Genomic DNA, 23117 nt, shown 5'->3' with positions numbered 1-23117 from the left:
GGAGAAAAGCTATGAAGATTATCGTGGATATGATGGGCGGCGACAACGCCCCTCTGGCTGTGCTGGAGGGTGTCGCACAGGCCGTGAAAGAGTACGGCATCACCGTCGTCGGTGTGGGCGACGAAGCGCTGGTGCGCAGGACCGCACAGGAGAACAGCATCCCGCTGGATGGCATTGAGCTGGTGAACTGCACCGAGGTCATCGATATGTGCGATGAGCCTGCTCGCGCCATCCGCCAGAAGAAGGATTCCTCCATCGTGGTGGGCTTGAACATGCTGAAAGACGGCAAGGGTGATGCCTTTGTTTCCGCCGGCAGCACCGGTGCGCTGCATGTGGGCGCAAGCCTGATCGTGCGCACCCTCAAGGGCATCAAGCGCCCGGCTCTGGCTACCATGGTGCCCGCCAAAAAGCAGGCTTATCTGCTGCTGGACTGCGGTGCCAATGTGGAGTGCCGCCCTGAGATGCTGGCGGCGTTCGCTGTCATGGGCAGCTGCTATGTGAATAAGGTGGAGGGCCGCCGCAGCCCCAGCGTGGCGCTGGCCAACAACGGTGCGGAGGAGAGCAAGGGCACCCCCATGCTCAAGGAAGCCCACCAGCTGCTCAAGACCACCCCCGGCATCCGCTTTGTGGGCAACATCGAGCCCCGCGATGTGCCGGGTGGCGAAGTGGATGTGGTGGTGTGCGACGGCTTTACCGGCAATGTGATCCTCAAGCTGACCGAGGGCGTGGCAAAAATGCTGCTGGGCATGCTGAAACAAATGTTCCTCGCAAACCTCGGCGGCAAGCTGGCCTATCTGCTGCTCAAGGGCAGCGTGGCAGACCTGAAGCACCAGATGGACAGCGAGGAGTACGGCGGCGCACCCTTCCTGGGGGCCAAGCAGCCGGTCATCAAGGCCCACGGCTCTTCCAAGGCCAAGGGCATCAAGAACGCCATCCGTCAGGCAAAGATCTGCGTGGAGAACGATCTGTGCGGCACCATGCAGTCTGCGCTGGACGAGCTGGCTGCGGCACAGAAAACTGAGGAATAAGGGAAGCGGGCTTGCCCTCTCCGTCATTGCTTCGCAATGCCACATTCCCCACTCTGTCGCTATTGCGACATCTCTCCCCGGCCGGGGAGAGTCTTTCCTCAGAGTGAGAGGCTTTGGCAGTTCGTGCAGACTGCATTGCCAAGGGCTCCCCCTTTGGGGGAGCTGGCGAACGGACGTGAGCCTGAGAGGGCGAGGATGCTGACCATCAATAAGGGAGCTAAAACATATGAGCCATCAGTTGGAAACAATTATTGGTTATAAGTTCAAAAACCCGGAGCTGCTGGAGATCGCGCTCACCCATACCAGCTATGCCAACGAGAGCCGCACCCCGGTCAAGCACAACGAGCGGCTGGAATTTCTGGGCGACAGCGTGCTGCAGATCGTCTCGGCAGACTATCTGTTCCATGCCTATGCCGACCGGCCGGAGGGCGATTTGACCCGCATCCGCGCCAGCCTTGTCAGCGAGGGTGCACTGTTCCAGTTCGCGCAGGAGATCGATCTGGGCGAGTACCTGCGCCTTGGCCGCGGCGAAGAGCGCTGCGGCGGACGCAACCGCCCCAGCGTTGTGTCCGATGCGTTTGAAGCGCTGATCGCGGCTTTGTATCTGGATGGCGGCATGGATGTGGCCCGCAGCTTCATCCTGCCCTTTATCACCGAGGGCAAGCACGCCGAGGCCGACTACAAGACCCGCCTGCAGGAGATCGTGCAGCAGAACCCGGAAGAGCGGTTGAGCTATGTAGTAGAAAGCGAGTCCGGCCCGGATCACGACAAGCATTTTGTGGTGGCGGTGCGGTTCAACTCTGACCGCGTGGCCCGTGGCGAAGGCCGCAGCAAAAAGGCCGCTGAGCAGTGCGCCGCAAAAGAAGCGCTCAAGCTGCTGGGCGTGATAAAGGAAAAGTAAATGGTATTCAAGGAACTGGAGATCCAGGGCTTCAAGAGCTTTCCCGATAAAGTCAAAATTCGGTTCGACGCAGGCGTTACTGGCGTGGTAGGTCCCAACGGCTCCGGCAAGTCGAACCTTTCGGACGCAGTGCGCTGGGTGCTGGGCGAGACTAGCTCCCGCCAGCTGCGCGCGGCAGGCAAGATGGAGGACGTGATCTTCGGCGGCACCCGGCGGCGCGGAGCCATGGGCTTTGCGCAGGTGCGGCTGACGCTGGATAACGCAGACCACACCTTTGATGTGGATGCGGACGAAGTGACCATTGGTCGCAAATATTACCGCTCCGGCGACAGCGAGTATACCATCAACGGGCAGGTGTGCCGGTTGAAGGATGTGTACGAACTTTTGCTGGATACCGGCATTGGCCGCGACGGCTACTCGGTGATCGGGCAGGGCCGCATTGCGGAGATCGTGGCCGCAAAAAGCAGTGAGCGCCGCGAGATCTTTGAGGAAGCCTGCGGCATTGCCAAGTACCGCTACCGCAAGACCGAGGCGGAACGCCGCCTTGCTGCGGCGGGCGAAAACCTTGAACGCCTGCGGGACATCCTTGGCGAGCTGGAAAGCCGGGTAGGCCCGCTGGAAAAAGAGAGCGCCAAGGCAGAAAAGTTCCTCGAGCTGGCCGCACAGCGCAAAACGCTGGAAGTGACCCTGTGGACCGACGGTGTGCACCGCGCGCGCGAAGCCGTGCGCCAGCAGGTGCGGGACTACGAGACAGCACAGGCCGACTACGAGCGCTTTGACCGGGAGACGAAAGCCGCCGAGCAGGAGGCTGAGGAGATCCGGATGCAGGCACAGCAGCTTACGGTTGCTGTTGAGCGCCTGAATGGGGATATCCGCAGCATCACCGAGCAGATCAGCGGGTCGGAAAGCCGTATCGCTGTGCTGGAAAACGACATTCTCCGCAACGAGGAGAGCGCCGCATCCCTGCAGGAAGAGATCAGCGCCGGGGAACAGGACAGCACCGAGGCACAGGCCGCCTTGCAGCGTCACCGGGCCGTGGCAAAGACCATGGAAGCGGAGGGCGAAAAGCTGGCGGCAGAGATCGAAGCGTTGAACGCGGAGATCGCACGTCTGACCGATGCCAGCAGTGCCAGCGGTGCCCGCAAGGATACCCTGAAAGCAGAACTTGCCGGCCTGACAGCCCGGCGCACCGAAGCGCAGGTGGCGCAGGCCGCTGCCGAAGCTGCCGGGGAAACAGCCCGCCAGCGCCTGCCTGCCCTTGAGCAGAGCGTGCAGGAAAGCACCGCCCAGCGGGACGAAGCAAAGCAGGATCTGGACGACACCATCAAGTATCGCCGGATGCTGGAAGAAAACGAGAAGCAGCTGGCAAATGTCCGTTCCGGCGTGGAACTCAAGCTGAAAGGCCGCAAGGCTGCGCTGGACGATGCCGACGCAGCAGAGCAGTGCCTTGGCCGTGAGCTGGATGCGGCCCGCCAGCGCCTTTCCGTGCTGCGGGAACTGGAAAAGAACATGGACGGCTACCAAAACTCGGTCAAGGCCGTCATGCGTGCTGCCGGTGCACGCCGCCTGCGGGGCATCATCGGGCCGGTGTCCGCCATCTTAAAGGTGGAGCCGGGCTGTGAAGTGGCTGTGGAAACGGCTCTGGGCGGTGCGCTGCAGAACATCGTGGTAGAGAACGAAGCCGCTGCCAAAGCGGCCATTGCCCTGCTGCGCAATGACAATGCAGGCCGCGCCACCTTCCTGCCGCTGGATACCGTCCAGCCCGGCGTGTTCCGTGGCCGACTCTCCGGTACGGCACGGCTTGCCTCCAGTCTGGTGCAGGCCGACCGCCGGTATGACAACATCGTATCGAACCTGCTGGGCCGCATCATCGTGGTGGACGACATCAACGAAGCTTCTCGCGTGGCGCGGGACAACGGCTTTCGCAGCAAGATCGTGACCATGGATGGTCAGGTGATCAATGCAGGCGGCAGTTTTACCGGCGGCAGCGTCCAGCGCAGCGCAGGCCTGTTCACCCGCAAGCAGGAGATGGAAGAGCTGCGGGTGAAAGCGGCCAAGTTACAAAAAGACTGCCTTGCTGCACAGGAAAAGACCGACCGCTGCAAAGAGCAGGTAGATGCCCTTCAGGCAGAGCTGACCGCCACGGCCAGTGAACAAATCACCGCCGCCAACGACAAAGTGCGTGCCGAGGCAGAGCAGAAGCGGCTGGAAGCTGCTGCCGCCCAGCTGGAAACGGCTCGCAGCAACGGCCAGCAGCAGATCGACGCTTTGCAGGCGGCCATGACAGAGAGCCGTGGCAAAGCAGAGGAAGCTGCCAGCCTGCAGGCCCGGCTGACGGCAAAGATCGACCTGCTGACGGCGGAGATGAACCGAATTGCCGAAGGTGACGACAACTTTGTGGTCCAGCAGACCGAACTGAGCCAAAAGCTCAGCGCAAAGCGGCTGGAACAGGTGACCCGCCAGAAGGATGCAGAACTGGCCTACAGCCAGATCGCGGCACTGCAACAGCGGGCACAGGATGCCGCTGCCCGCCGCGCCACGATGGAAGAAAGCCTTGGGGCACTGGCACAGCGCAGCGAGAGCTGCCGGGCAGAAATTGCAGCCATCCGGCAGGCAAAGTCCGACAGCCAGACCGAGATCGCCCAAAAAGAAAAGGCAATCCGGGAAGCCACGGAACAGCGGCTGGAACGCCAGCAGGCTGAAACAGCGGCACTGAGCCGGGCGCGTACATCCTCCGACAGCCGCGAGGAAATGGGGCGCGAGATGGCCCGCCTTGCAGAGCGCAAGGCCGCTGCCGAGACCGAGTACGACCAGACCGTGGCAAAGCTGTGGGATGAATATCAGCTCTCGGTCAGTCAGGCAGAGAACCTTTGCGTGGAGTTTGAAAGCCTGACGGCCCTGCGCGCACAGGTGGCCGACCTGCGCGGCAAAATTCGCGCCCTTGGCAGCGTGAATGTGAGCGCCATCGAGGAATACAAGGAGGTCAAGGCCCGCTACGATGCCCTGATGCATCAGGTGACCGATGTGGAAGAAAGCCGCAATGAGCTGACCCGCATGATCTCCAAGCTTTCGGCACAGATGCGGGAGATCTTCTCCGACAGCTTCCGCGCCATCAACGAAAACTTTGGCCGCGTATTTACCGAGCTGTTCGGCGGCGGCGAAGCCAGCCTTGTGCTGGAGGATGAAAGCGATGTGCTGTCCTGCGGCATCGGCATCCGGGTGGCACCGCCGGGCAAGGTGATCAAAAATCTGGAAGCGCTTTCCGGCGGCGAGCAGGCGCTGGTGGCCATCAGCATCTACTTTGCCATTCTGGCGGTCAACCCGGCCCCGTTCTGTATTCTGGACGAGATCGAAGCCGCTCTGGACGATGCCAATGTGGTGCGTTTTGCCCAGTACTTACGCCGGGTGAGCGACAAGACCCAGTTCATCGTCATCACCCACCGCCGCGGCACAATGGAAGCCGCGAATGTGCTTTACGGCGTTACCATGCAGGAGGACGGCGTGTCCAAGCTGCTCAAGCTTGATCTGGAACAGGTTGACGCAACGCTGGTTTCCTGATATATATTAAAGAAAAAGATAGGAGGACACCATGGGGTTCTTCGGATTTGGCAAGAAAAACAAAGAAAAAGAACAGGAAAAAATGAAAACGGGTCTGGAAAAGACCCGCACCGGTTTCTGGGGCAATATCCTCAACACCCTCACCGGCAGCGTCATCGACGATGATATGTACGATGATCTGGAAGAGCAGCTCATCCTTGCAGATGTGGGCGGCGAGGTGGCCGTGCGTCTGGTGGATAAGCTGCGCGACCGTGTGCACGAAAAGGGCCTGAAGACCGGCGAAGAGGCGGCGGATGCCCTGCGCGACATCATTGCCGAGGAAATGACACCGGATGCCGAGATGGATCTTTCCGGCAAGCCGGCCGTCATTCTGGTCATTGGCGTGAACGGCGTGGGCAAGACCACCAGCATTGCAAAGCTGGCCGATTACTACACCCGCGAGGGCAAAAAGGTGATGCTGGCCGCAGGCGATACCTTCCGTGCTGCAGCCAGCGAACAGCTGGAGATCTGGGCTGACCGCGCCGGTGTGCCCATTGTGAGCGCAGGCGAGGGCGCAGACCCGGCGGCTGTCATTTTCGACACCGTAAAGTCTGCCACCGCACGTGGTTATGACATGGTCATTGCCGACACCGCAGGCCGTCTGCACAACAAGGCAAACCTGATGGCAGAGCTTTCCAAGATCAGCCGCAGCGTCAAGAAGGCCAGCCCGGAAGCCAGCCTTGAAACGCTGCTGGTGCTGGATGCCATCACCGGCCAGAACGCCATCAGTCAGGCCAAGGAATTCTGCAAGGCTGCAGATGCTACCGGCATCATCCTGACCAAGCTGGACGGCACCGCCAAGGGCGGCTGCGTGGTAGCGGTCAAACAGCGTCTGGGACTGCCGGTGCGCTTCATCGGCGTGGGCGAGGGCATCGACGACCTGCTGCCCTTTACCCCGGAGGGCTTTGTGGAAGAGCTGCTCCCGCGCCAGTGGAAGCACTAAGGAGGGTCGCAGCATGAAAATTTGTGCAGCTACCGGCAACGCCGGAAAGCTCCGCGAACTGCGCCGCATTCTGGAAGCGCAGGGCCACGAGGTGGTCAGCCAGAAGCAGCTGGGCATCACCATCGAGCCGGAGGAGACCGGCACCACCTTTGCCGAGAACGCCCTCATCAAGGCTGAAACCATCTGCAAGGCATGCGGTCTGCCCACCATCGCTGATGACTCCGGCCTGTGCGTGGATGCGCTGGGCGGTGCGCCCGGCGTCTACAGTGCCCGCTACTGCGGCCGCCACGGCGACGACGAAGCCAACAACGACAAGCTTCTGGATGCCATGCAGGCTGTGCCTGCCGGGCAGCGCGGCGCAAAGTTCGTGTCCGCGGTGTGCTTCATCCTGCCGGATGGGCGGCATCTGACCTGCATGGGCGAGTGCCCGGGCAGCATCGCCTTTGAGCGGCTATGCGGGGACTACGGCTTTGGCTACGACCCGCTGTTCATCCCCACCGACTGCGGCGTGGGAAAGCACGATAAGCGCCCCAACACCGAGGGCCGCAGCTACGCCCAGCTGACCCCGGACGAAAAGGATGCCATCAGCCACCGCGGCAATGCGCTGGCGGAATTGGAAAAAGAACTACCTGATTTTTTGAAATAAAAGGAGAAAAAACTATGCTGACAAGCAAACAGCGCGCCATTCTGCGCGGCAAGGCAAACACCATGGACCCCGTTTTCATCGTGGGTAAGGGCGAGATCGACGAGACCATGATCCAGGGCGTGAAGGACTGTCTGGATGCCCGTGAGCTCATCAAGCTCAAGGTGCTGGAAAACAGCATGTACAATGCCCGTGAAGCTTCGGTCAAGCTGGCTGAGGCCACCGGTGCCGACTGCGTACAGGTGATCGGCTCCAAGTTCGTGCTGTACCTGCAGAAGAAAAAGGACAGCGCCTACGCTGATCTGCTGAAGTAAAAATGAAAGTTCTTCTCTACGGCGGTACATTTGACCCGCCCCATAACGGCCACCTGAACAATCTGCGCGCTGCCGCTGCCCGCGTGCAGCCGGATAAGGTGGTGGTAATGCCTGCCGGGCTTTCGCCCTTCAAGCAGAAGACCTCTGCGCCGGGCGCACTGCGGCTGGAAATGTGCAGCTGCTTCCATGCACTGGAAGAGGATGCGGACACGATCCCGCAGCTGGAGGTCAGCGGCTGGGAGATCGAGCAGGCCGCTGCCGGAAACCGCAACTATACGGTGCTCACGGTGGAAAAACTGGCTCGGGAAAATCCCGGGGCACAGCTGTACCTTGCCATTGGCAGCGATATGCTGCTAAGCTTTGACGGCTGGCACCGCTGGCAGGATATCCTGCGCCTTGCCCATCTGGTGGTCACCAGCCGCCATGTGGGCGACGACCCCGAGCTGCACGCAAAGGCTCTCCGGCTGGACCCCACCGGGGCACGCATCCTGTTTGCACCGGTACAGGCGCTGCCCATGGCCAGCAGCGAGATCCGTGCACGCCTTGCAGCAGGGGAAGCCTGCGAAGCAGAGCTGCCGCAGGCCGTGTGGGAGGTCATCCGCCGGGAGAAACTCTACAAAAAGGAAGTATCAGCCAATGAACCTCAAACAGGCAAAGGAGCTTGTGCGCGGCCGCTTGAGCGATAAGCGCTATGAGCATACCTTGAATGTGAAAAAAATGGCCGTCAAGCTGGCAAAGATCTACGGTGAGGATGAGGAGCGCGCCGCGCTGGCAGCTCTGCTGCACGACTCGGCCAAGGAGATCAGCAAGGATGAGATGCGCGAGATCCTGCGCGCTTACCCCCAGTATGCCGAGGGCGGCGAAGAGCGCCCGGCCCCGGTGTGGCACGGCGTGTGCGCCGCCATTCTGGCCCGCACCCAGTGGGGCGTGACCGACGAAGCGGTGCTTAGCGCTATTGCCTGCCACACGGCGGGCAAACCCGGCATGACCCGGCTTGACAAAATTTTGTATCTGGCCGATATGACCAGCGCGGAGCGGGACTGGCCCGGCGTGGAAAAGCTGCGCAAGCTGGAAAAAAAGAATCTGGATGCCGCTATGCTGGCCGCGCTGAAGCAGACCAACGATTTTGTGCTCTCGCAGGGCAAGCCCCTTGACCCGATGTCCAAGGCTGCCTATGAGGATATCCTTGCCCGCAGCGGGAAGAATGAACGGTGAGAGCACAGCTGCTCTGAAACAAGCGGAAACAGAAAACGGATTGCAGATTTCGTCGGATAATGCTATACTTAAGAGCATGACAGGTCTGCAGGAACATTTTTTTGCAGGACCGCGAAAATCTGGAGGATACAAAAAAGCATGAGCCAGACGCCACGCCATATCAATACTTCGCGTTCTCTGAACCGGCCGGATCCGGCAGCAGCCGCACCGCGCCACGCTGCATCCAGCACGGATGCAAAGCAGAGCGCAGGCGGTGCACACAATGAGCCGCCGCGCCGCCCGGCACAGGGAGCAGGGCAGAAGCCGCCGCGCCGCCGCAAAAAGAAAAAGAAAATGCCCCTCTGGCTGCCTTTTGCAGTGGTCATGGCCATCATCGCGGTGATCTCCGGTGTGGTGGTGTACGGCGTCAGCCTTGTAAACAAGGTGGAGGACAGCATCCGCCCGGACGACAGCACCCCTACCATTGAGGAAGAGGTGAAGACAGCCGAGGAATACAAGGGCGATGTGGTGAACATTCTGGTCTGCGGCATCGACTATGAAGAGGGCCGCAATTATTCCAACGACCCCACCTCTAACGACGGCATGACCGACATGATCCTGTACGTGCAGTTCGACATCAAGAACGGTGCACTGCGGATGCTGCAGATCCCCCGCAACAGCCTTGTCACCACCAAGAACAAAAAGATCACCCTTTCCAATGGCAAGACCTACGCCGCCACGAATTATCAGATCAACTCGGTGGCAATCTCCAATGGCGGCAGCATCGCCGCTCTGGCCGATGTCATCTACGATCAGTTCCGACTGCCCATCGATTACTATGTGACGGTGGATATGCAGGCACTGGTGGATATGGTGGATAACTTTGGCGGCATTGAGGTGTATATCCCTCATGATATGTCCTACGGCGGCAGCAAGCTGCTCAAGGGCTACCGCAATCTGAACGGTGCATCGGCAGAGTTCTTTGTGCGCTGCCGCCACGGCGACGGCTACGCCAATTCCGATATCGACCGCCTGAACATGCAGCGCTATTTCTATGCCGGCCTGTTCAAGCGTGCCCGCGCCATGGGCGTTACCGATATCCTGAACCAGCTGCCGCTGGTGTTCAAGAACTATATCAAGACGGATATGGACATTTCCACCATTGCAAAGCTGGTGGTGTCTTTCCTCAAGCTCGACAGCTCCAACATCATTCTGGCGCAGACACCTGTGTTCATGGGCGTGCCCAACGTGGGCAAGACCGACACCTTTGCCGGTTACTCCTGCGTGGTGCCGGATGCGGGTTCCATTGCAAACCTGCTCAACCAGTATTTCTGCACCTACACCGGCCCCATTGATGTGAGCGAAATGAACCTTGTCACCGACGAGTGGCCCCACGGCAGTGCATCCACCGATGCCAACGTGCAGTATATGGGCCGCATCGATAAGGAGTCGGACGATGCCATCCTGAACGGCGATACAGACCTTGATGGCGCTGTTACCACCGACGGTCAGGCCGCAGGCTCCGCAAACTGAAACTGACAGAAAGGAAAAACATATGGAGAACTTCAACGACAGCAAGGCGCTTGCCATTGAGATCGCAAAGATCCTGGATAAGAAAAAGGCCCACGATGTGCGCGTGCTCAAGGTGGAAAGCCTGACCGTGCTCACCGATTACTTTGTCATTGCCTCCGGCACTTCCACCACGCAGGTGGCGTCTCTGGCCGACGAGGTGGAGTACGAGCTTTCCCAGAAGGGTCTGGAGCCCTACAGCACGGAGGGCTACGACTCCAAGAACTGGGTGCTGCTGGATTATTCCAACGTCATCGTGCACGTATTCGTGCCCAACACCCGCACCTATTACGATCTGGAGCACCTGTGGGCAGATGGTGAGCCCATTGATATCTCCGAGTACCTCACCCCTGACAGCACCCTTGAATGAATCAGGCAAACAGGTCTGCTTCTGGCAAAACCCTCTCCGTCATCGCTGCGCGATGCCACCTCTCCCCAAAGGGAGAGGTTTTGGCGCAATAGGGAAAGTTGGCAAAAAAGCTCCTCCCTCGGGGGAGCTGGCAGGGCAAATGCCCTGACTGAGAGGGTCTATACCGGAAGCACCTTGAAAGCATACGCCCCCAAGCAACGGTATTTTGGATAAAGTCTGGAGCTGATTAACAACATGAAGTACGATTACAAGGCAGTTGAAGCCAAGTGGCAGAAGGTGTGGGAGGACGAAAAGACCTTCCATGTCGAGATCGACCACAAAAAACCCAAGTTCTATGCACTGGTCGAGTTTCCGTATCCGTCGGGTGCCGGCCTGCATGTAGGCCATCCCCGCAGCTACACCGCGCTGGACGTGGTCAGCCGCAAGCGCCGTCAGAACGGCTACAATGTGCTGTACCCCATGGGCTGGGACGCTTTTGGCCTGCCCACTGAGAACTTTGCCATGAAGAACCACATCCACCCGGCCATTGTCACCAAGAACAATGTGGACCACTTCCGCAGTCAGCTGAAGGCTTTGGGCTTCTCCTTTGACTGGGACCGCGAGATCAATACCACCGACCCCGAGTACTACAAGTGGACCCAGTGGATCTTCCTGCAGCTGTATAAGCATGGTCTGGCTTACAAGAAGGAAATGAACGTCAACTGGTGCACCGGCTGCAAGTGCGTGCTGGCCAACGAGGAAGTTGTCAACGGCGTGTGCGAGCGCTGCGGCAGCGAGGTCGTTCACCGCGTCAAGAGCCAGTGGATGCTCAAGATCACCGCTTATGCCGATAAGCTGATCGATGGTCTGGACGGTCTGGATTACATTGAGCGCGTTGCCACCCAGCAGAAGAACTGGATCGGCCGCAGCCACGGCGCAGAGGTCAACTTCGGCACCACCGCAGGCGATACCCTGACCGTGTACACCACCCGCTGTGACACTCTGTTTGGTGCCACCTACATGGTCGTTTCTCCGGAGCACGCTATGGTCAAGGAGTGGCTGGACAAGGGCATCCTCAAGAATGCCGATGCTGTCAAGGCCTATCAGGCCGAGGCAGCCCGCAAAAGCGACTTTGAGCGCAGCGAGCTGAACAAGGAAAAGACCGGTGTCAAGCTGGAAGGCGTCATGGGCATCAACCCGGTCAACGATACCGAGATCCCCATCTTTATCTCGGACTACGTTCTGTCCACCTACGGCACCGGTGCCATCATGGCTGTGCCCGCCCACGATACCCGCGACTGGGAGTTTGCCAAGAAGTTCGGCCTGCCCATCATCGAGGTGGTCAAGGGCAATACCCCGTCCAATCTGGACGAAGCCGCCTTCACCGATGTGGCCACCGGCACGCTGGTCAACTCCGGCTTCCTGAACGGCCTGTCCGTCACCGATGCAAAGAAAAAGATGATCGACTGGCTGGAGGCAAACGGCAAGGGCTGCGATAAGGTCAACTACAAGCTGCGCGACTGGGTGTTCAGCCGTCAGCGTTACTGGGGCGAGCCCATCCCCATGGTCAAGTGTGAAAAGTGCGGCTGGCAGCCCCTGCCCGAGAGCAGCCTGCCCCTGACCCTGCCGGACATCACCGATTTTGAGCCGGGTCCGGACGGAGAATCTCCGCTGGCCCGCCACAAGGACTGGGTCAAGACGACCTGCCCCTGCTGCGGCGGCCCCGCTACCCGCGAGACTGACACCATGCCCCAGTGGGCCGGTTCTTCCTGGTACTTCCTGCGCTACATGGACCCCCACTGCAAGGATGCCATTGCGTCCAAGGAAGCTCTGGAATACTGGTCTCCGGTGGACTGGTACAACGGCGGCATGGAGCACACCACCCTGCATCTGCTGTACAGCCGTTTCTGGCATAAGTTCCTGTATGATATCGGCGCTGTGCCTTCTCCGGAACCCTACCAGAAGCGCACCGCTCACGGCATGATCCTGGGCCTGAACCCCCACAGCTTTGTCAACCTGCCCGCTGAGGAGCAGGAAAAGCTGCTGAAGGAGTACGGCAGCCAGAAGGCCGCTGAAAAGGCTCTGGAAGAAAAGTACGGCGAAATGTCACGCCACCCCATCGTGAAGATGTCCAAGTCTCTGGGCAACGTCATCAACCCGGACGAGGTGGTGGACCAGTACGGTGCTGACACCATGCGTCTGTACGAGATGTTCATGGGCGACTTTGAACAGGCTGCACCGTGGCAGACCTCTGCCATTGCAGGCTGCAACCGCTTCCTGGACCGCGTGTGGACGCTGAGCGACAAGCTGGTGGAGGGCGAGGGCTATCGCCCGCAGGTCGAGACCCTGATGCACCAGACCATCAAGAAGGTGGGCGCTGACATCGAGACCCTGAAGATGAACACCGCCATTGCCCAGCTCATGACGCTGGTGAACGCCCTGTACGACAACGGCGGCGCGACCAAGGCCGAGCTGGAGACCGTGGTTCAGCTGCTGAACCCGTTTGCTCCCCACATGACCGAAGAGCTGTGGGAGAAGCTGGGCCACAGCCACGACGAGCAGCTGGCTTACTACCCCTGGCCCAAGTACGAAGAGGCCAAGTGCGTGGAAAGCACAGTGGAGATCGCTGTGCAGGTGAACGGCAAGGTGAAGGCCCGCCTGAAGGTGGCTGCCGACATTGACGCTGCTGCCGCCATTGCTGCCGCCAAGGCTGACCCCGCTGTTGCTGCCGCTCTGGAAGGCAAGCAGCTGGTCAAGGAGATCTACGTCAAGGGCCGTCTGGTCAATCTGGCTGTCAAGGGCTAAACCAACCGATACCCTGCCGAAAGGCTGGATATACAACTACCCGCAGAGGCGGACTGGCGCATAAAACACCCGGGAACGTTTATTCAAAATCTTTTCAAAGATTTTGCGCAAAAAACTTTCAAAAAAAGGTTGACGAACCGGAGAAAATGCGCTATACTGTCTACTGTTAGTTACCATGTAACAACGAAATTCCTGCCTCACGGTCCAAGGGAGGGAATAAGATGTCGGAAATTCGTGTTAAAGAGGGCGAGTCGCTGGAAAGCGCACTGCGTCGCTTCAAGCGCAGCACCGCTCGCAGCGGTGTGCTCGCAGAGGTCCGTAAGCGCGAGGCTTACGAGAAGCCGTCTGTCAAGCGCAAGAAGAAGTCCGAAGCAGCCCGCAAGCGCAAGTTCAAGTAATTGATCACTTGAAGTCGCTGTTGCTTTAGATTTCATACGCGTTGCTAACGCCGATGTAGGGGAGCCTGTATTGCAGGCTCCCCTATTTTCATTGCAGGGAGAAATACTATGCTCATCACCCCCGAATACGTTTTCAAGGATGTCACCCACATCACGCCGGAATGGCTGGCGGAAAAAGGCATCACTGCGCTGGTGCTGGATATCGATAACACCCTCACCGCCGACCGCAGTCAGGAGCTGCCGGAAGAAGTGGCCGTGTGGCTGGACACTATGCGCAAGGCGGGCATCAGGCTCACCATCGTGTCCAACGGTGCGGAAAAGCGGGTGCGGCCCTTTGCCCAGAAGCTGGGCCTTGCGTACCTGTACCGCTCTGCAAAGCCGCTGCCCTTTGCTCTGATGGCGGCGCAGCACCGCATGGGCGTGAAGCGCCGTCAGATGGCGATGGTGGGCGACCAGCTCTATGCCGACCGCATGGCGGCAGCGCTGTACGGCATTCCGGGCTTGATGGTGGTGCCCCGCGGCCCGGACCTCGGTGCGCAGGTCATCCTCAAGCGTAAGTGGGAGAAAGAACACTGGCAGAAATACTATGACCGGGGAGGCAAGACCCTGTGAGCGATTGGAAGATCCGGTTCGGCACCGCAGGCACCAGCGACAGCTTTGCCGCCCAAGGCTACAAAAGCAGCTTGGATGTGCCGGAGTACACCGCAAAGATGGGACTGAACGCCTTCGAGTACCAGTGCGGGCGCGGCGTGCGTCTGGGGCTGGACAAGGCTGCAAAAATGGCCGCACTGGCCGGGCCAAAGGATATCCTGTTCAGCGTGCATGCACCGTATTATATCAGCATGTCCAGTCTGGAAGAGGAAAAGCGGCTCAACAGCATCCAGTATCTGCTGCAAAGTGCGGCGGTGTGCAAAGCGCTGGGCGGCAGACGCATCATCTTCCACTCCGGCAGCTGCGGCAAGCAGAGCCGGGAAGCGGCCCTTGAAAAAGCATTGGATACCATGCGCCGTGCCGTGGAAGCGCTGGACGAAGCAGGCTTTGCCGATATGACTCTCTGCCCGGAAACCATGGGCAAGATCGGCCAGCTGGGCACACTGGACGAGGTGCTGGCGCTGTGCAGCGTGGATAAGCGCATTATGCCCTGCATCGACTTCGGCCACCTGAATGCCCGCACTCTGGGCGGCATCCGCTCGAAAGAGGACTACGCTGCCATCCTTGACCGCATGGCAGAAAAGCTGGGGGACCAACGGGCAGAACGGTTCCATGTGCATTTTTCCCGCATCGAGTATTCGGCGGGCGGCGAAAAGCGCCACTGGACCTTTGCCGAGACCCAGTTCGGCCCGGAGCCGCAGCCGCTGATGGAACTGCTGGCTGAGCGGAAGCTGCAGCCGGTTATCATCTGCGAGAGCGCAGGCACGCAGGCTGAGGATGCCGGGGCTATGCAGCAGATGTACCATGCAGCGTGCAAAACGTAAAAAATTTTGTGTTTTTATCGTCTTTTTTGCCGAAACCCCTTGCCAAATGCAAACGGATTGGGTAAAATAAATAAAGATATGCGTTAAGCATTTGAGATTAAACTAATGGAGGAATTCCTATGATTTCTGCAGGCGAGTTTCGCAATGGCGTGACCTTTGAGCAGGACGGCCAGGTTCTTCAGGTCGTTGAGTTCCAGCACGTGAAGCCCGGCAAGGGCGCTGCCTTTGTCCGTACCAAGACCAAGAACGTGATTACCGGCTCTGTGGTTGAGACCAGCTACAACCCGACCGCAAAGTTCCCGCAGGCTTTCATCGAGCGCAAGGACGTGACCTATAGCTACGAGGATGGCGATCTGTACCACTTCATGGACAACGAGACCTACGATGACATCCCCGTCAACGCAGCCGATGTGCCCGATAACTTCAAGTTCTGCAAGGAGAACGAGCTGTGCAAGCTGCTGAGCTACAAGGGCAAGGTGTTCAGCGTCGAGATCCCCAACTTCATCGAGCTGGAAGTTACCCAGACCGAGCCGGGTGTCAAGGGCAACACTGCCACCAACACCCTGAAGCCCGCTACCGTCGAGACCGGTGCTGAGATTCGTGTGCCTCTGTTCATCAACGAGGGCGACCACATCCGCATCGATACCCGCACCGGCGAGTATATGGAGCGCGTCTGATCCCTTTAACGCCAAACCGGGCTGCGGGCAACCGTCTGCCCGGTTTTTTAAAACTCCGATTTTTTCATTTTAAGGAGGGCATTCGTATGGAACTGAACAAAAAGGCAGCTTATCTGCAGGGTCTGGTCGATGGTCTGGGCATTGATGATACCACCAAGGAGGGCAAGATCATCAAGGCCATGAGCGCACTGCTGGGTGAAATGGCTGAGGTCATCGAGAGCGTGGACGAAGATCTTTCCCGCGCCTACGACCAGATCAACGACCTGAGCGATGAGCTGGAAGATCTGGAAGCAGATCTGTACGAGGATGAGGACGAAGACGGCGAAAGCGAGGACGCTGAGGATGAGGACTCCGACGGCGACGACGATGACGATGCCAAGGATGATGACATCGCCAGCGAGCCGTTCTATGAAGTGGCCTGCCCCAACTGCGGCGAGACCGTTTACGTCAGCGAGGATGATCTGGATGCAGGCGAAGCCAACTGCGCGCACTGCGGCGTGACCTTTGAGGTCGCTCTGGAAGGGGACGGCGAAGAGGATGCCGAGGATGGCCCCGTGCAGTACGAAGTGACCTGCCCGGACTGCGGCACCACCGCCGTGTTTGAGGAAGACGAACTGCTGGACGGCGCACCTAAGTGCCCGAACTGCGGCAAGCCCCTCGACTTTGAAGTGACCGAAGAATAAGCAAAAAAGACCGCTGCACTCCGGTGCAGCGGTCTTTTTTTGTTTACTGTGCGTTTGCCTTCTGCAGCCAGATGCTGCCGATGTCCAAAGCGTTGTACAGGCCGATCTTGGTGGTCTGACGCATCACGCGCTCCTGCGGAGCCTTGGTGGTGTCGGTAGAGAGCAGCATCAGGTGGACCTTGTCTGCAACCTGCTGGTCGCCCACAGGCTTGGTGGTCGTGATCTGCAGATAGAGCACATATGGGTCGGTCATATTGCCGTAGTACAGCTCATTGTCCTTGCGGACGAGGGGCTTGCCTTTATAAGTCAGTTTTGGAGTAAATGCCATCGTGAAAGCCTCCCTATCAATAGTAGTTCAGTTCAGTATAACACATCTATGGTACAGGATGCAAGCTTTTGACCCGATAGAAGGCGGGCTTTTTGCACACAATGGCATGCCTGCGTGCAAAAGAATCTGCAATTTTAGGCACTCTGGCAGAAAACGGGTCTTGCCGGAATGCACAGATATGGTATACTAAGAACGAGAAAGCCCGCAGCATAGCCTGGGCAGAAAAGTGAGGGAGACAGCATGGCAGACTATCAGGAATACCGGCGGCGCGTGTTGCGCAAACGCTGGCGCAGGCGGTTCATGGCGACAGCTTTGCTGCTGCTGCTTTTGCTGGTGGGAGCCATCGGGATGTTGTGGAAGAGCCTGCACCGGGAACAGCGGCCGTCCGGCGTTGGGCAGAACACCATCCTGCAGGAGGTAACACAGGATAATACTTGGAACACGGCCTCCTACGCGGTGGCGCGGCAGCTCACGGTGCAGCCGCTTGCAGACAGCGCGGCCACTGCGCTGGATTTCCGTATGGCGGCGCTGCCAAAGAGCAGCACGGCTGTGGGCAAGGAATGGTTCAATGACGTGAGCTTTGTGGGCGACAGCCTGACGCAGGGCATGCAGCTGTACGAAGAAGGAATGCAGAACGCCATGTTCTGTGCGTACAAGGGTGTTGGGCCGAACGTGATCGTTAACGGCACCACCTGCAAGCGCGCCGACGGCGTGGCTGAGGTGCCGCTGGAAGCGTTGACCGCCCAGCAGCCCAGAGCTATTTATGTTCTGTTGGGCACCAACGTGCTGGGCCGCGATACCGATTATAGCAGCTTCCTGACCTATTACCGGCTGATGCTGGACATGCTGAGCCAGACACTGCCAAATGCAAAGATCTATGTGCAGTCCATCACGCCGGTGCGGCCGGAAGTATGCCAGAAGTCCGGCCATGAGGGCTTGAACCGCGACCGCCTGTGCCAGATCAACAATGAGCTGGCAGCCATTGCGCTGGAAAAGAACTGCTATTTTCTCAACTTGTGGGAAGTGCTGGCAGATGAAAACGGCGACCTGATCGAAAGCTACGCCCAGCCGGACGGCTACCATTTGAGACCCGCCGGGTATGCCGTATGGACGGATTATCTGTGCAGCCACACAGAAGGATAAAAAATAAGAGGTTCGTTCACTGAGCGAACCTCTTATTTTTTACTTGAAACTTAGAACAGGCCGGTGATCTTGCCGTTGGCATCCACATCGATGCCCACAGCGGCGGGCTTCTTGGGCAGGCCCGGCATGGTCATGATATTACCGCAGATGACCACCACAAAGCCTGCACCGGCAGCAAGGCGCACCTCGCGCACCTCCATGGTAAAGCCGGTGGGGGCACCGATGAGCTTTGCGTTGTCGCTGAAGCTGTACTGGGTCTTGGCGATGCACACGGGCAGGTTTCCGTAACCCATCTCAGTCAGCTCGGCCAGTGTCTTGCTGGCGGCGGCGCTGTAGTTCACGCCGTCGGCCCGGTAAATTTTGGTGGCGATGGCGTTGATCTTGTCCTTCAGGGGCATTTCCAGCGGGTAGGTGTACTGGATGGGACGATCCTCCAGCACCTCCAGCACCTTCTCGGCCAGCGCCTTGCCGCCCTCGCCGCCCTTGGCGAACACCTCGCTCAGCACGCAGGGAACACCCTGCTCGGCGCACATCTGCTCCACATAGGCCTGCTCTTCGGCGGTATCGGTGGGGAAGGCATTGATGGCGACCACCACCGGCAGGCCGAAGCCATTTTTCAGGTTGTCGATGTGGCGGATGAGGTTGGATGCACCGGCCTTGACGGCTTCGAGGTTGGGCTGGCTCAGGTCGGCCTTTGCCACGCCACCGTGGCTCTTGAGGGCACGCACAGTGGCCACCAGCACGCAGGCAGAGGGAGCGATACCGGCGTAGCGGCACTTGATATCCAAAAACTTCTCTGCGCCCAGATCAGCACCAAAGCCTGCTTCAGTGATGGTATAGTCGGCCAGAGAAAGGCTCAGCTTGGTAGCCAGCACGCTGTTGCAGCCGTGGGCGATGTTGGCAAAGGGACCGCCGTGGATGATGGCGGGGTTGTTTTCCAGCGTCTGTACAAGGTTCGGGTCCAGCGCGTCCTTCAGCAGGGCGGTCATGGCACCGGCAGCACCGATCTCACCGGCAGTGACGGGCTTGCCGTCGTAGGTGTAGGCGCATACGATCTTGGAAAGACGCTCCTTCAGATCGGAAATGCTGGTGGCAAGGCAGAAAATTGCCATCACCTCGCTGGCAACGGTGATATCAAAGCCGTCCTCGCGGGGGGTGCCGTTCACCTTGCCGCCCAGACCGTCCACGATGAACCGCAGCTGGCGGTCGTTCATGTCCATGCAGCGCTTCCATGTGATGCGGCGGGGGTCGATGTTCAGCGGGTTGCCCTGCTGGATGCTGTTGTCGATCATGGCGGCCAGCAGGTTGTTGGCCGTGCCGATGGCGTGCAGGTCGCCGGTGAAGTGCAGGTTGATATCCTCCATGGGCACTACCTGTGCGTATCCGCCGCCGGCTGCGCCGCCCTTGACACCGAACACGGGGCCGAGGGACGGCTCACGCAGGCAGAGCATGGTCTTTTTGCCCAGAGCGTTCATGGCATCGGCCAGACCCACGCTGGTGGTGGTCTTGCCCTCGCCCGCCGGGGTGGGGCTGATGGCAGTGACAAGAATCAGCTTGCCCTGCTTTTTGGCATCGTGGATCAGGCGGTGATCGATCTTGGCCTTGTAGCGGCCATAGGGAATCACGTGCTCATCGGAAAGGCCCAGCTGGGCGGCGATCTCGGTGATGGGTCTCATTTTGGCTTCCTGTGCGATCTCGATATCGGTTTTCATCAGACATCCTCCTTTGGAAGTCGTTTTTACAAGCATTGCACGCCGCCTGAACGGCCTTTTTGCTCGCATCCTGCGTTGCTTTCTCTTGCAATCCGTCAGGATTGCTGCGAAAAATCGCCTTGTCTGCGGGCAAAAAATCCCGCCATTCAACGCACCCTGCTTATAAAAACAACTTCCGACAACAAAAAAGGCAGCTTTGCGCAGCAATTGCGCAAGGCTGCCCAGACGGTCGGCATTGACTCTCCCGCCATCCCTGCACTGTGGTGCTCCACAAGGTTCCGTCAGCAGAGATACGGTCTCTATGCAGTAAAGATAGCACAATGCCGGGGTGTTTGTCAAGGAAAAACATATACGAACTTGTCGGGGCGAGGCCCCTCCATCTTGCTGCGCAAGACTGTTCTGTCGCTTAAAAGCCCCACTGGGGCTTTCATTGCTGCGCTGCGCTCGCAAACGCGAATATTTTGCGTTCTACAGCTTTCTGTGCTATAATTAAACTGGATTATTATGAAAACAGAAAGCAGGAATCCCTTTTATGCTGCAAAACCCTGAATTGCATTATCTGGATAACGCCGCTACCACCATGGTGGCTCCCGAGGTGGCGGATGTCATCGACAAGGCCATGCGGGAACACTGGGCAAACCCGTCCAGCCTGTACGGCCCCGGTGCCCGCAGCGAGGAAGCGCTGAACGCCGCCCGTGTCGCTGTGGCCCGTACACTGGGCTGCAAGCCAAAGGAGCTGTACTTTACCTCCTGCGGCAGCGAGAGCAACAATCTGGCCCTGCTGGGCGCGGTGCGCACCCGCACTTTCGGCAAGGGCATCGTGGTGTCCGGCTTTGAGCACCCCAGCGTCCAGCGCCCGCTGGAAGAGCTGGCGAAGCAGGGCTACAACGTCACGGTGGTCAAGCCCCGCCCGGACGGCACATTGAATATCAACGAAATGCTGGAGCATGTGGACAAGAACACCATCCTCGTGGCCTGCATGATGGTGAACAACGAGGTGGGCACCCGCAACGATGTGGAACGCCTTGCCGCCGAGGTCAAGCGCCGCAACAGCCGCACCATTGTCCATGTGGACGCAGTGCAGGCGTGGATGCGTGTACCCATCAAGCTGGCGAACATCGACACCCTGTCGGTGAGCGGCCACAAGATCCACGCTCCCAAGGGCATTGGTGCGCTCTACCTTTCTGACCGTCTGGTGCAGGCGTTCCGGCCGCCGTACCTCGGCGGTGAGCAGGAGCGCGGCCTGCGCCCCGGCACCGAAAACCTGCCCTACGCCATGGGTCTTGCCGCAGCCGCCACCCGTCTTGCCAAGACCATGAAGAGCCGTGACACCGCTATGAAGGCCCTGAACCAGCGTCTGCGGGACGGCCTGAAAGCTTTCCCGGAGGTGGAGCTCAACAGCCCGGAAAACGCGGTGCCCGAGGTGCTGAACTTCAGCGAGAACTGCATCAAGAGCGAGACCATGCTGGCATGGCTGGCCGAAGCACAAATTTACGTTTCGTCGGCCAGCGCCTGCGGCCGGGGCCAGCCCAGCCATACGCTGGCGGCAATGGGCAAAGACCCGCTTGCCATCGACACGGCCATCCGCGTGTCCTTCTGCGGCGACAACACCCCGGAGGATGTGGATGCTTTCCTCAACCGCTTTGAGGACGGAATGAAGCATCTGCAGAAGATCCGGAAGTGATTCCGCAGGCAGGACCATCTGGAATGGCCGCCGCTTTGCTCTGGCCATGTTTAGAGGAAGGATCATTCTGATTAGGGCGTTTGTCGTGCCCTGCGGGGCACTCCAAACGCATTTTTACGGAAGGGGTCCGGACCGGCAGATGCAGCAAATTGTTTCTCTGTATTTTTCGTCAGGATACTTTCGCGAATAGGAGGATGGATGCCGCTGACCGTTACGACCCTGCCCGTGAAAAAGTGTTCTGGAAATGACCGCAGTCATTTTCAGAACACAAATATAAATATTAAAATTTCCGCTGAGAATGGCCAGAGTGCAACAGCGACGACCGCTGCCTGCGGCAGAGACAGGGAGGAGCTGTTGGGGCCGCGGCCTGCAAGATGCGAGTGCCGCTCCAAGGCACGAAGCAGATGCAGGGTGCTGCAACCCGTACAGCGGAGGCCATGTTAAATCGTAACCTAGGAGATACAACATTTATGCATGAAATTATCATGGGCTATCAGGGTGAAATGTCCCTGAAAGGCCTCAACCGCAACCAGTTCGAGTCGGCGATGATGAAAATTCTGCGCTACCGGCTCAAGACCGTGGGCAAGTTCAAGGTCTACTGCACCCAGTCCACTTTTTACATGGAGCCTGAGGAAGAGGACGTGGATATGGACCTCGCCTTTGACCGGGTGAGCAAGGTGTTCGGCCTTGCGGCGCTCAGCCGCGCCGTGGTCTGCGACAAGGACTTTGACACCATCTGCCAGACCGCTGAGGATTACCTCGGTGCCAGCCTGCACGGCATCCGTACCTTCAAGGTGGAAGCCCGCCGCTCCGACAAGACCTACCCCATGACCAGCCCTGAATTGATGCGGGAGCTGGGTGCCTATCTGCTGGGCAAACACAACTACCTCAAGGTGGATGTGCATAACCCGGATTTTAAGGTGATCGTAGAAATTCGTGATTACGGCGCGTATATCCACGGCCCCAAAGTGCCCGGCGAGGGCGGTCTGCCCGTGGGCACCAGCGGCCGTGCATTGAACATGCTGTCTGGCGGCATCGACAGTCCCGTGGCAGCTTACCGCATGGCAAAGCGCGGTCTGGCACTGGACCACATCCACTTTGCGTCTCCGCCGTACACTTCGGAGCGCGCAAAGCTTAAGGTGAAGGCTCTGGCGCAGCTCACCAGCATCTATACGGGCAGCTCCAATCTGTTCGTCGTGCCCTACACCAAGCCGCAGGAGTACATCCGGGATAATGCTCCGGATGTGCTGTTCACGGTGCTGATGCGCCGCAGCATGATGCGCATTGCCAACGTTATTGCCAAGAAGCAGGGCTGCGAAGCCCTTGTTACCGGCGAGAGTCTGGCTCAGGTAGCCAGCCAGACCGTCAAGGCCCTGCAGTGCACCGATGCTGCGCAGGATCTGCCCATCCTGCGCCCGCTCATCGGCATGGACAAGACCGAGATCGTGGAGACGGCCCGCCACATCAACACCTTTGAGACCAGCATCCTGCCCTACGAGGACTGCTGCACCATCTTCACCCCGCCGCACCCGAAGATCCGCCCGGAGCTGGCCGAAATTCTGGAAGCCGAAGCCGCCATGCCCGGCCTTGCCGCGCTGGAAGCCGAAGCAGCAGAGAGCGCCGAGCGTATCCGCATCCGTATCACCGATCAGGTCGAATTTGAGGGGTGAAAGC

At 59.1% G+C, this 23117-nt stretch carries 21 protein-coding genes and 1 riboswitch; of the genes, 19 read left to right on the top strand and 2 right to left on the bottom strand.

What is annotated here, in order from left to right:
- The first annotated feature begins 11 nt into the window (after nt 1-11).
- From plsX to ACGHP1_RS10315, 16 genes are all read left to right on the top strand, one after another.
- The gene (gene plsX / locus ACGHP1_RS10390) at nt 12-1028 is read left to right on the top strand and encodes a phosphate acyltransferase PlsX (protein ID WP_332376490.1); all 1017 of its coding nucleotides are present in this window, start codon (nt 12-14) and stop codon (nt 1026-1028) included.
- A gap of 226 nt (nt 1029-1254) precedes the next feature.
- Nucleotides 1255-1929, top strand: coding sequence for a ribonuclease III (rnc, locus tag ACGHP1_RS10385; protein ID WP_097776548.1), 675 nt, complete (start codon nt 1255-1257; stop codon nt 1927-1929).
- A complete protein-coding gene (gene smc / locus ACGHP1_RS10380) occupies nt 1930-5487 on the top strand; it encodes a chromosome segregation protein SMC (RefSeq protein WP_390509342.1) in 3558 nt (1185 codons plus the stop codon).
- Between the two features lie 31 nt (nt 5488-5518).
- Nucleotides 5519-6469, top strand: a complete 951-nt coding sequence (ftsY, locus tag ACGHP1_RS10375; RefSeq protein WP_390509339.1) for a signal recognition particle-docking protein FtsY — start codon at nt 5519-5521, stop codon at nt 6467-6469.
- A 13-nt stretch (nt 6470-6482) separates the two neighbouring features.
- Nucleotides 6483-7115 carry an RdgB/HAM1 family non-canonical purine NTP pyrophosphatase gene (gene rdgB / locus ACGHP1_RS10370; protein ID WP_390509337.1) on the top strand — a complete coding sequence of 211 codons (633 nt, stop codon included), beginning with the start codon at nt 6483-6485 and terminating at the stop codon, nt 7113-7115.
- 14 nt (nt 7116-7129) lie between these two features.
- Nucleotides 7130-7426, top strand: a complete 297-nt coding sequence (locus ACGHP1_RS10365; RefSeq protein ID WP_005944364.1) for a YhbY family RNA-binding protein — start codon at nt 7130-7132, stop codon at nt 7424-7426.
- 2 nt (nt 7427-7428) lie between these two features.
- Nucleotides 7429-8112, top strand: a complete 684-nt coding sequence (gene nadD / locus ACGHP1_RS10360; RefSeq protein WP_390509334.1) for a nicotinate (nicotinamide) nucleotide adenylyltransferase — start codon at nt 7429-7431, stop codon at nt 8110-8112.
- Complete coding sequence (gene yqeK, locus ACGHP1_RS10355) at nt 8063-8641, top strand: bis(5'-nucleosyl)-tetraphosphatase (symmetrical) YqeK (RefSeq protein ID WP_005944360.1); 579 nt, start codon at nt 8063-8065, stop codon at nt 8639-8641. The genes nadD and yqeK overlap by 50 nt, the downstream gene beginning before the upstream one ends.
- 138 nt (nt 8642-8779) lie before the next feature.
- Entirely contained in the window at nt 8780-10153 is a 1374-nt protein-coding gene (locus tag ACGHP1_RS10350) for an LCP family protein (protein ID WP_242961883.1), read from the top strand.
- A 22-nt stretch (nt 10154-10175) separates the two neighbouring features.
- The gene (gene rsfS, locus ACGHP1_RS10345) at nt 10176-10559 is read left to right on the top strand and encodes a ribosome silencing factor (protein WP_005944348.1); all 384 of its coding nucleotides are present in this window, start codon (nt 10176-10178) and stop codon (nt 10557-10559) included.
- A gap of 234 nt (nt 10560-10793) precedes the next feature.
- The gene (gene leuS / locus ACGHP1_RS10340) at nt 10794-13343 is read left to right on the top strand and encodes a leucine--tRNA ligase (RefSeq protein ID WP_207698644.1); all 2550 of its coding nucleotides are present in this window, start codon (nt 10794-10796) and stop codon (nt 13341-13343) included.
- Between the two features lie 221 nt (nt 13344-13564).
- Entirely contained in the window at nt 13565-13741 is a 177-nt protein-coding gene (rpsU, locus tag ACGHP1_RS10335; RefSeq protein ID WP_005928271.1) for a 30S ribosomal protein S21, read from the top strand.
- A gap of 108 nt (nt 13742-13849) precedes the next feature.
- Entirely contained in the window at nt 13850-14353 is a 504-nt protein-coding gene (locus ACGHP1_RS10330) for a YqeG family HAD IIIA-type phosphatase (RefSeq protein WP_390509330.1), read from the top strand.
- Nucleotides 14350-15216 carry a TIM barrel protein gene (locus ACGHP1_RS10325; RefSeq protein WP_390509329.1) on the top strand — a complete coding sequence of 289 codons (867 nt, stop codon included), beginning with the start codon at nt 14350-14352 and terminating at the stop codon, nt 15214-15216. Before ACGHP1_RS10330 ends, ACGHP1_RS10325 begins: the two co-directional genes overlap by 4 nt.
- A 119-nt stretch (nt 15217-15335) precedes the next feature.
- Nucleotides 15336-15893 carry an elongation factor P gene (gene efp / locus ACGHP1_RS10320; protein ID WP_005928281.1) on the top strand — a complete coding sequence of 186 codons (558 nt, stop codon included), beginning with the start codon at nt 15336-15338 and terminating at the stop codon, nt 15891-15893.
- Nucleotides 15894-15979: 86 nt separating this feature from the next.
- A complete protein-coding gene (locus ACGHP1_RS10315; RefSeq protein WP_097775267.1) occupies nt 15980-16576 on the top strand; it encodes a CD1247 N-terminal domain-containing protein in 597 nt (198 codons plus the stop codon).
- Nucleotides 16577-16619: 43 nt separating this feature from the next.
- Here ACGHP1_RS10315 and ACGHP1_RS10310 read toward each other — a convergent pair whose 3' ends face one another.
- Nucleotides 16620-16904, bottom strand: a complete 285-nt coding sequence (locus ACGHP1_RS10310) for a hypothetical protein (protein WP_097775268.1) — start codon at nt 16902-16904, stop codon at nt 16620-16622.
- 240 nt (nt 16905-17144) lie between these two features.
- Between ACGHP1_RS10310 and ACGHP1_RS10305 the strand changes: the two genes are divergently transcribed.
- On the top strand, nt 17145-18047 hold the full coding sequence (locus ACGHP1_RS10305) for a GDSL-type esterase/lipase family protein (RefSeq protein WP_338428215.1): 903 nt from the start codon (nt 17145-17147) through the stop codon (nt 18045-18047).
- Between the two features lie 50 nt (nt 18048-18097).
- Here ACGHP1_RS10305 and ACGHP1_RS10300 read toward each other — a convergent pair whose 3' ends face one another.
- Entirely contained in the window at nt 18098-19759 is a 1662-nt protein-coding gene (locus ACGHP1_RS10300) for a formate--tetrahydrofolate ligase (protein ID WP_390509324.1), read from the bottom strand.
- A 212-nt stretch (nt 19760-19971) separates the two neighbouring features.
- Nucleotides 19972-20058, bottom strand: a riboswitch (ZMP/ZTP riboswitch).
- A 233-nt stretch (nt 20059-20291) separates the two neighbouring features.
- Between ACGHP1_RS10300 and ACGHP1_RS10295 the strand changes: the two genes are divergently transcribed.
- Both ACGHP1_RS10295 and thiI read left to right on the top strand, forming a co-directional pair.
- Nucleotides 20292-21443, top strand: a complete 1152-nt coding sequence (locus ACGHP1_RS10295; protein WP_390509322.1) for a cysteine desulfurase family protein — start codon at nt 20292-20294, stop codon at nt 21441-21443.
- Between the two features lie 470 nt (nt 21444-21913).
- Nucleotides 21914-23113 (top strand): tRNA uracil 4-sulfurtransferase ThiI, encoded by a 1200-nt coding sequence (gene thiI, locus ACGHP1_RS10290; RefSeq protein WP_005944312.1) that lies wholly within the window; start codon nt 21914-21916, stop codon nt 23111-23113.
- Nucleotides 23114-23117: the final 4 nt, after the last annotated feature.

This window comes from Faecalibacterium sp. i21-0019-B1 (assembly GCF_042852915.1).
GTDB lineage: Bacteria > Bacillota > Clostridia > Oscillospirales > Ruminococcaceae > Faecalibacterium > Faecalibacterium taiwanense.
The sequence above is the reverse complement of the archived record's forward strand: the minus strand, read 5'-3'. Positions and strand labels throughout refer to the sequence as shown.

Coding starts and splice junctions, on each gene's coding strand:
- plsX (WP_332376490.1), top strand. CDS start 12: ATGAAGATTATCGTGGATATGATGGGCGGCGACAACGCCCCTCTGGCT.
- rnc (WP_097776548.1), top strand. CDS start 1,255: ATGAGCCATCAGTTGGAAACAATTATTGGTTATAAGTTCAAAAACCCG.
- smc (WP_390509342.1), top strand. CDS start 1,930: ATGGTATTCAAGGAACTGGAGATCCAGGGCTTCAAGAGCTTTCCCGAT.
- ftsY (WP_390509339.1), top strand. CDS start 5,519: ATGGGGTTCTTCGGATTTGGCAAGAAAAACAAAGAAAAAGAACAGGAA.
- rdgB (WP_390509337.1), top strand. CDS start 6,483: ATGAAAATTTGTGCAGCTACCGGCAACGCCGGAAAGCTCCGCGAACTG.
- ACGHP1_RS10365 (WP_005944364.1), top strand. CDS start 7,130: ATGCTGACAAGCAAACAGCGCGCCATTCTGCGCGGCAAGGCAAACACC.
- nadD (WP_390509334.1), top strand. CDS start 7,429: ATGAAAGTTCTTCTCTACGGCGGTACATTTGACCCGCCCCATAACGGC.
- yqeK (WP_005944360.1), top strand. CDS start 8,063: ATGAACCTCAAACAGGCAAAGGAGCTTGTGCGCGGCCGCTTGAGCGAT.
- ACGHP1_RS10350 (WP_242961883.1), top strand. CDS start 8,780: ATGAGCCAGACGCCACGCCATATCAATACTTCGCGTTCTCTGAACCGG.
- rsfS (WP_005944348.1), top strand. CDS start 10,176: ATGGAGAACTTCAACGACAGCAAGGCGCTTGCCATTGAGATCGCAAAG.
- leuS (WP_207698644.1), top strand. CDS start 10,794: ATGAAGTACGATTACAAGGCAGTTGAAGCCAAGTGGCAGAAGGTGTGG.
- rpsU (WP_005928271.1), top strand. CDS start 13,565: ATGTCGGAAATTCGTGTTAAAGAGGGCGAGTCGCTGGAAAGCGCACTG.
- ACGHP1_RS10330 (WP_390509330.1), top strand. CDS start 13,850: ATGCTCATCACCCCCGAATACGTTTTCAAGGATGTCACCCACATCACG.
- efp (WP_005928281.1), top strand. CDS start 15,336: ATGATTTCTGCAGGCGAGTTTCGCAATGGCGTGACCTTTGAGCAGGAC.
- ACGHP1_RS10315 (WP_097775267.1), top strand. CDS start 15,980: ATGGAACTGAACAAAAAGGCAGCTTATCTGCAGGGTCTGGTCGATGGT.
- ACGHP1_RS10310 (WP_097775268.1), bottom strand. CDS start 16,904: ATGGCATTTACTCCAAAACTGACTTATAAAGGCAAGCCCCTCGTCCGC.
- ACGHP1_RS10305 (WP_338428215.1), top strand. CDS start 17,145: ATGGCAGACTATCAGGAATACCGGCGGCGCGTGTTGCGCAAACGCTGG.
- ACGHP1_RS10300 (WP_390509324.1), bottom strand. CDS start 19,759: ATGAAAACCGATATCGAGATCGCACAGGAAGCCAAAATGAGACCCATC.
- ACGHP1_RS10295 (WP_390509322.1), top strand. CDS start 20,292: ATGCTGCAAAACCCTGAATTGCATTATCTGGATAACGCCGCTACCACC.
- thiI (WP_005944312.1), top strand. CDS start 21,914: ATGCATGAAATTATCATGGGCTATCAGGGTGAAATGTCCCTGAAAGGC.